This is a genomic window from Streptomyces mesophilus (assembly GCF_011044995.1).
In the GTDB taxonomy this organism is placed as follows: Bacteria; Actinomycetota; Actinomycetes; order Streptomycetales; family Streptomycetaceae; genus Streptomyces; species Streptomyces mesophilus.
In genome coordinates, this window is the sequence record NZ_JAAKZW010000064.1 from 24,754 (window position 1) to 34,980 (window position 10,227).

Annotated in this window: 8 protein-coding genes; 3 read left to right on the forward strand and 5 right to left on the reverse strand. The window is 71.6% G+C overall.

Translation table 11 applies throughout. The annotated features are described in order from the left end of the window. Positions 1-84: 84 nt before the first annotated feature. From serC to G6045_RS17435, 4 genes are all read right to left on the reverse strand, one after another. Positions 85-1,203 (reverse strand): phosphoserine transaminase, encoded by a 1,119-nt coding sequence (gene serC / locus G6045_RS17420; RefSeq protein ID WP_165332892.1) that lies wholly within the window; start codon positions 1,201-1,203, stop codon positions 85-87. 79 nt (positions 1,204-1,282) lie between these two features. Further along, positions 1,283-2,248, reverse strand: a complete 966-nt coding sequence (locus G6045_RS17425) for an EamA family transporter (protein WP_165332893.1) — start codon at positions 2,246-2,248, stop codon at positions 1,283-1,285. 161 nt (positions 2,249-2,409) lie between these two features. Further along, positions 2,410-5,220, reverse strand: coding sequence for an FAD-binding and (Fe-S)-binding domain-containing protein (locus G6045_RS17430; RefSeq protein WP_206343840.1), 2,811 nt, complete (start codon positions 5,218-5,220; stop codon positions 2,410-2,412). Between the two features lie 68 nt (positions 5,221-5,288). Further along, positions 5,289-5,846: a PadR family transcriptional regulator gene (locus G6045_RS17435; protein WP_165332895.1), complete on the reverse strand. Its 558-nt coding sequence runs from the start codon at positions 5,844-5,846 to the stop codon at positions 5,289-5,291. 160 nt (positions 5,847-6,006) lie between these two features. On the opposite strand from G6045_RS17435, the gene G6045_RS17440 reads away from it, so the two are divergent. Further along, complete coding sequence (locus G6045_RS17440) at positions 6,007-6,831, forward strand: alpha/beta fold hydrolase (protein WP_165332896.1); 825 nt, start codon at positions 6,007-6,009, stop codon at positions 6,829-6,831. Here G6045_RS17440 and G6045_RS17445 read toward each other — a convergent pair whose 3' ends face one another. After that, positions 6,832-7,404 carry a dihydrofolate reductase family protein gene (locus G6045_RS17445; protein WP_165332897.1) on the reverse strand — a complete coding sequence of 191 codons (573 nt, stop codon included), beginning with the start codon at positions 7,402-7,404 and terminating at the stop codon, positions 6,832-6,834. Positions 7,405-7,591: 187 nt separating this feature from the next. Here G6045_RS17445 and G6045_RS17450 point away from each other — a divergent pair, with 187 nt between their 5' ends. Together G6045_RS17450 and G6045_RS17455 are read left to right on the forward strand one after the other, a co-directional pair. After that, entirely contained in the window at positions 7,592-8,392 is an 801-nt protein-coding gene (locus tag G6045_RS17450; RefSeq protein ID WP_328707812.1) for a TIGR03084 family metal-binding protein, read from the forward strand. Beyond that, positions 8,389-10,095, forward strand: coding sequence for an acyclic terpene utilization AtuA family protein (locus G6045_RS17455; protein WP_165332899.1), 1,707 nt, complete (start codon positions 8,389-8,391; stop codon positions 10,093-10,095). The genes G6045_RS17450 and G6045_RS17455 overlap by 4 nt, the downstream gene beginning before the upstream one ends. The last annotated feature ends 132 nt before the right edge of the window (positions 10,096-10,227 follow it).

Sequence of the window (10,227 nt, forward strand, 5' to 3'; positions counted from 1 at the left end):
AATGCAACACGACCGCAACAAAGGGAAAGGGCCGACGCGTTGCGCGCCGGCCCTTTCCGCTGAGTGCGAGATGTGGTCGCCCGGTTACAGCTTCTCGATCACGTAGTCGATGCAGGCCGTCAGCGCCTGCACGTCCGCCGGGTCGATCGCCGGGAACATCGCGATCCGCAGCTGGTTGCGGCCCAGCTTGCGGTACGGCTCGGTGTCGACGATCCCGTTGGCGCGAAGCACCTTGGCGATCGCGGCCGCGTCCACGTCGTCGTTGAAGTCGATCGTGCCGATGACCTGCGAACGCTTGGCCGCGTCGGTGACGAACGGGGTGGCGAACTTGGACTCCTCGGCCCAGCCGTAAAGCCGGTCCGAGCTGTCCTTCGTCCGCGCCGTCGACCAGGCGAGACCACCCTGCCCGTTGATCCAGTCCAGCTGCTCGGCGAGCAGGAAGAGCGTGGAGAGGGCGGGCGTGTTGTACGTCTGGTTCTTGCGGGAGTTGTCGATCGCCGTCGGCAGCGAGAAGAACTCCGGTACGTGCCGGCCGCTCGCGTGGAGCCGCTCGGCGCGCTCGATCGCAGCGGGCGAGAAGACGCCGATCCACAGGCCGCCGTCGGAGGCGAAGGACTTCTGCGGGGCGAAGTAGTAGACGTCGGTCTCGGTGATGTCCACCGGGAGACCGCCGGCGCCGGACGTGGCGTCCACCAGGACGAGTGAACCCTCGTCGGCGCCCGCGACCCGCTTGATCGGGGCGGCCACACCGGTCGAGGTCTCGTTGTGCGTGTACGCGTACACGTCCACGCCCGCCTCGGCCCGCGGGTCCGGGTGCGTACCGGGCTCGGAGGCGATCACGGTGGGCTCGGCCAGCCAGGGCGCGAGCTTCGCGGCCTTGGCGAACTTGGAGGAGAACTCACCGAAGTTCAGGTGCTGCGACTTGGTGTCGATCAGCCCGTGGGTCGCGACGTCCCAGAACGCGGTGGAGCCGCCGTTGCCGAGGATGACCTCGTAGCCCTCGGGGAGCTGGAACAGGTTGCTCACACCGTCGCGCACCCGGCCGACCAGGTTCTTCACCGGGGCCTGGCGATGGGAGGTGCCGAGCAGTGAGGTGCCGGTGGCGGCCAGAGCGTCGAGCGCTTCCGTACGCACCTTGGAGGGGCCCGCGCCGAAACGGCCGTCGGCGGGCTTGATGTCATTCGGGATCTGGATCTCAGCCACGGCGCGAGCCTAGCGGCTCGTTGTTCCGCTTTGCCGGTTGGTCCATCCCGCGAGATAGCCGGCCCCGCCGCAGGCGCCCCTACAGCGACGCCGCCTTCGCCTGCGTCCGTACCGCCCCCATGCTCGCCGCGATCACCAGCGCGATGGCGATCGCGTCCGTCACCGAAAGCCCCTGGTGGAGGACGAAGAAGCCGGCCGCCGTCGCGATCGCCGGCTCCAGGCTCATCATGATCGCGAAGGTGGAGGCGGGCAGGCGCCGCAGCGCGAACAGTTCGAGCGTGTACGGCAGCACGGAGGACAGCACCGCCACGCCCAGACCGAGCAGCATCGTGCTCGGCACGAGCAGCTTCGAGCCGGCCTCGGCGATCCCCAGCGGAAGGCTGAGCAGAGCCGCGACACCCATCGCGAGCGCGAGCCCGTCCGCCGACGGGAAACGCCGCCCGGTCTTCGAGCTGAAGACGATGTACGCCGCCCACATCGCACCCGCCGCGAGGGCGAACGCCGCACCGACGAGGTCGAGCGAGCCGAGGCCGCCCGCGCCGCCGAGCAGGAACACACCGACGAGGGCGAGCCCCGCCCACACCGCGTTGACCGCGCGGCGCGAGGCGATCACGGAGAGGATCAGCGGTCCGAGCACTTCGAGGGTGACCGCGATACCGAGCGGGATACGGTCCGCCGCCTGGTAGAACAGCGTGTTCATCGCGCCCATCGCGAGCCCGAACGCGAACACCGTGCCCCAGTCGGCGCGCGTGTACCCGCGCACCTTGGGGCGGCAGACGATGAGCAGGACGAGCGCGGAGGCGACGAGCCGCAGCGTGACCACGCCGATCGCACCCGCGCGCGGCATCAGCATCACCGCGATCGCCGCGCCGAACTGCACCGAGAACCCGGCCACGAGCACCAGACCGATGGCACCGACCGAGCCCTGACCGCCCCGCTTGCGGAGCCGGCCGAGCGCACCGACCGCCTCGGGTTCGGTGACGGCGGCCCGGGCGGCCACTGCGCGGTCGGCGACCCGGTTCTCGGTCCCCGGGTGTGCGGTCACGGTGCGGCTCCCTGCGTCTCGGCTTGACTCGGCTTGTCTCTGCGTCTGGTGTGGCGGTGGCCCCTACTGGACCGTCGGTGCATAATCCTAAACCGGTGCGTCCAATGTACTGCACCGCGTCAGGCCCATAACCCCACTTTGCAGATGACGGAAGCCGAAACTCAAGTCCGTTTCCGCTCCGGCGCCTCGTCCAGACCCCGGGCCAGTACCTCTGCCAGATGCCAACCCCGTTGCCCCGCCAGCTGTTCCAGCTGCGTACGGCAGGAGTAGCCGTCCGCGAGCAGCACCGCGTCGGCCGGGGCCTCCCGTACGGCGGGCAGCAGCTGGTCCTCGGCGCACGCCGTGGACACCTCGTGGTGGCCGGGCTCGAAGCCGAAGTTCCCCGCGAGCCCGCAGCACCCGCCGCTCAGCTCGCCCGTCAGACCGGCCCGCTCCCGCAGCTCCTTGTCCGGCTGCTCGCCGAGGACCGCGTGCTGATGGCAGTGCGTCTGGCCGACGGCCGGGCGGTCGAGCCGCGGGGGTGCCCAGTCGGGGGCGAGTTCGGCGAGGGCCTCGGCGAAGGTGCGTACGGACGCGGCGAGGCGGTGGGCGCGCGGATCGTCGCCGAGCAGCTCCGGCAGATCGGACCTGAGCGCGGCGGCGCAGCTCGGTTCGAGGACGACGAGCGGCCGGTCGAGCGGGACGCGGTCCAGGGTGCGGCGCAGGATCGTGCGGGCCTGGTCGAGCTGACCGGTCGAGAGATACGTGAGCCCGCAGCAGACCCCTTCGGGCGGCAGCGCGACACCGAGCCCGGCGTCTTCGAGCACGCGGACGGCCGCCTCGCCGACACCAGGGGAGAGGTGGTTGGTGAAGGTGTCGGGCCAGAGGGTGACGGCAGGGGTCACGCTTTTGGGGTGCTTGGCGAACCACCGGCGGAAGGTGCGCGGCGCCAGGCGCGGGATGTCGCGCTCGGGCGCGATCCCGGCGACCCGCTTGGCGAGCGCGGCGAGCGGCCGCACGGAAGCGACGGCGTTCACCACGCGCGCGAAGGGCGCGGCGATCCGCAGCCACCTGGGCAGCCGCCCGAGCGTGTAGTGGGCGCGGGGCCGCCGGCGCCCGGCATAGTGCTGGTGCAGGAACTCGCTCTTGTACGTGGCCATGTCCACCCCGACCGGACAGTCGGACCGGCAGCCCTTGCAGGACAGACACAGATCGAGCGCGTCCCGCACCTCTTCGCTGCGCCACCCGTCCGTGATCACCTCGCCGGCGAGCATCTCGTGCAGGAGCCGGGCCCGTCCGCGCGTGGAGTGCTCCTCGGCGCCGGTGGCACGGAAGGAGGGGCACATCACGGCCCCCGAACTTGCCGTCGTATTACGGCACTTGGCGACCCCGACGCACCTTCGCACCGCCGCAGAGAAGTCCCCGCCGTCGTGCGGATACCCGAACGCGACCGGCACCGGCTCGCGCGGCAGCGGCGCGAAACGCAGGTTGGCGTCCAGCGGGTCCGGGCGCACCAGCATCCCGGGGTTGAGCCCGTCGGCCGGATCCCACACGCCCTTGACCTGCTCGAAGACCCGTACCAGCTCGTCCCCGTACATCTTCGGCAGCAGCTCAGCCCGCGCCTGCCCGTCCCCATGCTCGCCGGACAGCGACCCGCCGTGCGCGACGACGAGCTCGGCGAGCTCAACGGAGAAGCGGCGGAAGCGGCCGATCCCCTCCGTGCTCAGCAGATCGAAGTCGATCCGCACATGGATACAGCCGTCACCGAAGTGCCCGTACGGGGTGCCGCGCAGCCCGTGCTCGCCGAGCAGCGCCCGGAACTCCTTCAGATACGGGCCCAGTCGGGCGGGCGGCACCGCGCAGTCCTCCCAGCCGGGCCAGGCCTCCGACCCGTCGGGCATCCGGGTCGCGGTGCCGGAGGCGTCCTCGCGGATCCGCCACAGGGCGCGCTGCCCGGCCGGATCGGTGACGATGTTCGCGTCCAGGGCCCCGGCGGCCCGCACGATCCGCTCACCGTGCGCCCGCGCCTCGGCCGCACTCGCGCCCCCGGTCTCGACGAACAACCAGGCGGCGCCCTTGGGGAGTTGCCGCTTCGGCCCGGGTACGAGATCGGCGGACATCCCCTCCACGGTCAGCGGCCCGTGGGCGAGGAGCCCGGGCGCGGCCTCGGCGGCGGCGCTCTCGTCGGCGTATCCGAGGACGGCGAGGGCCCGCGCCCCGGGCGCCTGGACCAGCTTGACCGTCGCTTCGGTGAGCACCCCGAGCGTGCCCTCGCTGCCGCAGAAGGCGCGCGCGTGGTCGACGCCGTTCTCGGGGAGCAGGGCGTCGAGGGCGTATCCGGAGATACGGCGGGGAAGGTCGGGGAATCCGGTCCGCAGCAGGGCGAGTTGGGCGTCGACGAGCGGGCGGAGCCCTTGCGGCGCACCGTCCCAGCCCTGCCCGAGCGTGAAGGCCTCCCCGCCGTACGAGAGGACCTCGAGCGCCTTGGTGTTGTCGGCGGTCGTGCCCCAGGCCACGGAGTGGGAGCCGCAGGAGTTGTTGCCGATCATCCCGCCGAGCGTGCAGCGGCTGTGGGTGGACGGGTCGGGCCCGAACGTGAGCCCGTGCCGCCCGGCTTCGTCGCGCAGCCGGTCCAGGATGACCCCGGGCTGGACCACGGCCTCACGCGCCTCGGGGTCGACGCGGACGATCCGGTCCATGTGCCGGGTGAAGTCGAGGACCACCCCGACCCCCGTGGCCTGCCCGGCGATCGAGGTCCCGGCCCCGCGCGCCACGACCGGCACCTGCCGTTCCCTGCACACCTTCAGCGTGGCCTCGACGTCGGCGGCATCCCGCGGCGCCACGACCCCGACGGGCACCCTCCGATAGTTGGACGCGTCCATCGTGAACAACGCCCGCTGCCCGGCTGTGAACTCGACGTCCCCTCGGACGACGTCGCTCAGCGCCTGCTGAAGCTCCCGGCTGTCCAGCTCCCGACTGCCCAACTCCTGCATGTCCATGGGGTCCAGGGTGCCCGGGGCGTGCGGGGGTATACGTGGGGGCTCGCGGGTGGGGGTGGTTGCTAAGACGTGGCAGGCCTCTCCTTGCCGCCCTGCGGCTTCGCCAGATCCGCCAGCGTCTCCCGCAGCCACTTCGACTCGGCCTTGGTGGTGGCTCTGGCGACCGTCAGCACCCCCTGGCGGAACGGGTCGGTCAACTCCTCGGCGCGCAACGGATGTTCACCGTCGTAGAAGAAGCTCGTGGGCTCCTCCAGGAACGTCAGGCGGCGGCGCAGTACGGCGGCCTGGGCGGCCGGGTCGTCGAGGTGGCGCAGAAAGCTGAGGAGGGTGAACCAGCGGTTCTCGTCCGTCACCTCGGGGCCCTCGGCCTCGGCGAGGCGGCGCAACAGCTCCCGCCTGCCCGCCTCGGTGAGGCTGAGGACGTGCCGGGGCGCGGCGGCCGGCCCCTGCTGGGTCTCGCGCACCAGGAGCCCGGCCTTCTCCAGGCGCTTGATCGCCGGATACAGCGTCGACTCCCCGACCGGGCGCACGTGTCCCGTCAGCGCCGTGATGCGTTTGCGCAGCTCATAGCCGTGCAGCGGGGCGTCGTAGAGGAATCCGAGGATCGAGAGCTCCAGCATGCGGTCATTCTCCCGTACGCACCCTCCTGCGTCGGTGTACCTCGTTGACGTAGTACTACGTTAGCGATGTATGGTCTGGGCTCCGAAGGCGGAGAGCTCTGCGTTCCGAAGGCGTAGAGCCCTGCGTTCCGGAGGCGGAGAGTGGAGAAGGGGGCGCGTGATGCGGCAGGTCCGGTTCGATACGCGGGGCAGCATGATCCGGTGGACGGAGGCCGACGGGGGCGGGCCGGCCGGGGAGCGCGGCGGGCCGCCCCTCGTGTTCGTGCACGGTCTGGGCGCGTCCTCGGCCGTCTACCACGCCCACATCGCCGCCCGGCCCGAACTCGCCGGCCGCCGCGTGCTCTTCGTCGACCTGCCCGGGCACGGCATCAGCGACCGGCCCGCCGACTTCGCGTACACGCTGGAGGATCACGCGGACGCGCTGGCCGCCGTGCTCGACGAGGCGGGCGTGCGGGCCGGTGTCATCGCGGGGCACAGCATGGGCGGCGCGGTCGCCATCGTCCTGGCCCACCGCAGGCCCGATCTGGTGGGGCGGCTGGTGGTCACCGAGGGCAACCTCGACCGTTTTCCCGAGGCCGGCACGGGCAGCAGCGGAATCTCCTCGTACGCGGAGGAGGAGTTCGTACGCGGGGGTGGGTTCGCGCGGGTCCTTGACCGGGTGGGCCCGGTATGGGCCGCGACCATGCGGCTGGCCGATCCGCTGGCACTGCATCGCTCGGCCACGCATCTGGTGCGGGGAAGCCGGCCGGTGATGCGCGAGATGTTCGAGCGGGCCGCCATGGAACGGGTCTATCTCCAAGGCGAGTTGAGCGGCGAACTGAGCGGACGGGAGGCTCTGGAGGCCGCCGGGGTGGACGTCCGCACCGTGCCGGGAGCCGGGCACAACGTCATGTTCGACAACCCGGCGGCGTTCGCGCGGGCGGTGGCCGGGTGGAGCGAGCGGCCGGGTGGAGCGGCCGACACCGCTCCACCGCACCGGTCGTGATTACCGCACCACGTCGAAGACCATCTTCTGGATGCCGTTGGCGTAGGCCTCCTGCTCGACCAGCTTCAGCATCTGCTTGTCCTTGTCCGTCTCGCTGAACAGGCGCTTGCCGGCGCCGAGCAGCAGAGGGAAGACAAGGAGGTTGTAGCGGTCGATCAGGCCGGCGTCCGAGAGGTTGCGGCCCAGTTCGGTGCTGCCGTGCATGATGATCGGGCCGCCCTCGGTCTCCTTCAGGGCGGCGACGTCGTCCAGGGAGCGCAGGATCGTCTGCTCGCCCCAACCCTCCACCAGGTCCTCCTGCTTGAGGGTCGTCGAGACGATGTACTTGGGCAGCGTCTTGTACGTGGCGAACTCCTCCATGCCCGGCCATACGGGGCTGAACGCCTCATAGCTGGCCCGGCCGAAGAGCATCGCTCCGGCCTCCTCCTGCTCGCGGCCCTTGATCTCGTACGCCTCGGGCAGGAACTCCAGGTCCTTGAAGGTCCAGCCGGAGCTGCGGTGGCCGGGCTCGCCGCCCGGTGCCTCCATGACGCCGTCGAGGGACACGAAGGAAGAGCTGATCAGGGTGCGCATTTCAAGATCTCCAAGGTCGGTGTTCGCTGATTACACACTGTCTGACCGCAGGCCACAGCGGAATTAATCGGTGATCGGAGCGCAGATTTTCAAGCACGCGTGCTTGTTTCCTGTTCTGCCCGCTGCCATGCTCGCCGCACACACCGTCACAGCGTCACACCGACATCCCCCGAGGGGAGTGCGTGCCGTGTCCGAAGTCGTACGGGCAGTGCTCGACGATCTGCTCGAGGAAAGCCGTGAACTCGACGCGGTGGTAGCTGAGTTGAGCGCCACGGACTGGGCGCGCGGCACGCCCGCCGAAGGCTGGAGCGTGGCGCATCAGATCGCGCATCTCGCATGGACGGACCGCGCCGCACTGATCGCCGTGACCGACTCCGGGGCCTTCGGGGCAGAGGTGGAGAAGGCGCTCGCCGCGCCCGACAGCTTCGTCGATCAGGGCGCCGAGGAGGGCGCGCAGGTCCCGCCCGCCGAACTGCTCGCCGGCTGGCGGGCGGGCCGCGAACGGCTCCAGGAGGCGCTGCGGGCGGCTCCCGAAGGCGCCAAGTTCCCCTGGTACGGGCCGCCGATGAGCGTCGCGTCCATGGCGACAGGACGGCTGATGGAGACCTGGGCGCACGGCCAGGACGTGGCCGACGCGCTGGGGGTGCTCCGGGCGCCCACGGCGCGGCTGCGGCATGTCGTACGGATCGGGGTGCGGGCCAGGGGCTACTCGTTCCTGGTGCGGGGGATCGAGCCGCCGGGCGAGGAGTTCCGGGTCGAACTGCGTTCGCCTGACGGCGAGTTGTGGACATACGGTCCCGAGGGCGCCGCTCAGCGCGTCACCGGCGACGCGTACGCCTTCTGCCTCCTGGTGACCCAGCGCGCCCACCGCCGCGACCTCGACGTCCGCGCCGAGGGCCCGGACGCCGACCGCTGGCTGGACATCGCGCAGGCCTTCGCGGGGCCGCCCGGCAAGGGGCGGGCTCCCGCGGGAGGCGACGAACGGTGACGCGCCCCCCTCTCCGTATAGCCAACGCGTCCGGCTTCTACGGCGACCGCCACGACGCCCTGCGCGAGATGCTCACCGGCGGCCCGGTCGACGTCGTCACCGGCGACTATCTCGCCGAGCTGACCATGCTGATCCTCGGCCGGGACCTGATGAAGGACCCGTCGGCGGGGTACGCCAAGAGCTTTCTGCGGCAGCTCGAGGAGTGTCTCGGAACCGCCCGGGAGCAGGGCACGAAGATCGTGGTCAACGCGGGCGGACTCAATCCGGCCGGACTGGCCTCGCGCGTACGGGAGTTGGCGGGCCGGCTCGGCATCGAGACCCGCGTCGCCCACGTCGAGGGCGACGATCTGCGTGCCCGGCCGGGCTGGGGCGAGGGCGTGCTCACCGCCAACGCGTACCTCGGCGGACAGGGGATCACCGCCTGTCTGCGGGCCGGCGCGGACGTGGTCGTCACGGGCCGCGTGACGGACGCGGCGCTGGTCACCGGGCCCGCCGCCTGGTGGTTCGACTGGGGCGCCGAGGACCATGACGCGCTCGCGGGCGCCGTCGTCGCCGGGCACGTCCTGGAGTGCGGGGCGCAGGCGACCGGCGGCAACTACGCCTTCTTCGGCGAGCACGACCCGCGCACGATGCTGCGCCCCGGCTTCCCGCTCGCCGAGGTGCACGCCGACGGCAGCAGCGTCATCACCAAGCACCCGGGCACGGGCGGCGTCGTCGACCTCGGCACCGTCACCGCCCAACTCCTCTACGAGACGGGCCCGGTGCGCTACGCGGGCCCGGACGTCACCGCCCGCCTCGATTCCGTACGGCTCGCCCAGGACGGCCGGGACCGGGTGCGGATTGAGGGCGTACGAGGAGAGGCGCCGCCACCCACGCTCAAGGTGGGGCTGTGCCGGATCGGCGGGCATCGGAACCAGGTCGAGTTCGTGCTGACCGGCCTCGACATCGAGGCCAAAGCCGCCTACGTACAAGCTCAGTTGGAGGACGCCCTGGCGCGGGGCAAGCAGCGCCCGCGCGAGGTCCGCTGGGAGCTGGTGCGCACCGACCGACCCGACGCCGACACCCAGGAGACGGCGAGTGCGCTGCTGCGCCTGGTCGTACGGGACGCCGACCCGGAGCTGGTGGGGCGGCGGCTCAGCGGGGCGGCGGTGGAGCTGGGTCTGTCCGGCTATCCGGGGTTCACGCTCACCGCGCCGCCCGGTCGGGGGGCTCCGTACGGGGTGTTCGAGGCGGCTTACGTTCCGCGGGGCGAGGTCGAGCAGGTGGCCGTACTGCCGGAGGGGACGCGACAAATGGTCCCCCTACCGAGGGTAACCAGGGTGCTCGAACCGGTACAAACTCCACATTTGCCCCCGCCGTTGCTCGACAGGGGGACCCGTTGTGCACCGCTCGGCCTGATCGCCGGGGCGCGGAGCGGCGACAAGGGCGGGGACGCGAACGTCGGGGTGTGGGTGCGCTCGGATGACGCGTGGCGGTGGCTGGCGCATGAGCTGACCGTCGAACGCCTCGCCCAACTGCTGCCGGAGACCGAGGGGTTGACCGTCACCCGGCATCTGCTGCCCGAGCTGCGCGCCCTGAACTTCGTGATCGAGGGCCTGCTCGGCGAGGGCGTCGCGTCCCAGCACCGCTTCGACCCGCAGGCCAAGGGGCTGGGGGAGTGGCTGCGGTCGCGGTGCGTGGAGATACCGGAGGTGTTGCTGTGAGCGTGCGGCTTGCCTGCGGGGCAGTTCCCGCCCAGTCCGCGCCGGGCAGTCGCCGGACAGTCCCGCCCAGTCCGCGCCGGGCAGTCGCCGGACAGTCCCCGCTGGGCAGTCCCCCGGGCAACCCCGTCGGAC

Coding starts and splice junctions, on each gene's coding strand:
- G6045_RS17430 (WP_206343840.1), bottom strand. CDS start 5,220: ATGCAGGAGTTGGGCAGTCGGGAGCTGGACAGCCGGGAGCTTCAGCAG.
- G6045_RS17435 (WP_165332895.1), bottom strand. CDS start 5,846: ATGCTGGAGCTCTCGATCCTCGGATTCCTCTACGACGCCCCGCTGCAC.
- G6045_RS17440 (WP_165332896.1), top strand. CDS start 6,007: ATGCGGCAGGTCCGGTTCGATACGCGGGGCAGCATGATCCGGTGGACG.
- G6045_RS17445 (WP_165332897.1), bottom strand. CDS start 7,404: ATGCGCACCCTGATCAGCTCTTCCTTCGTGTCCCTCGACGGCGTCATG.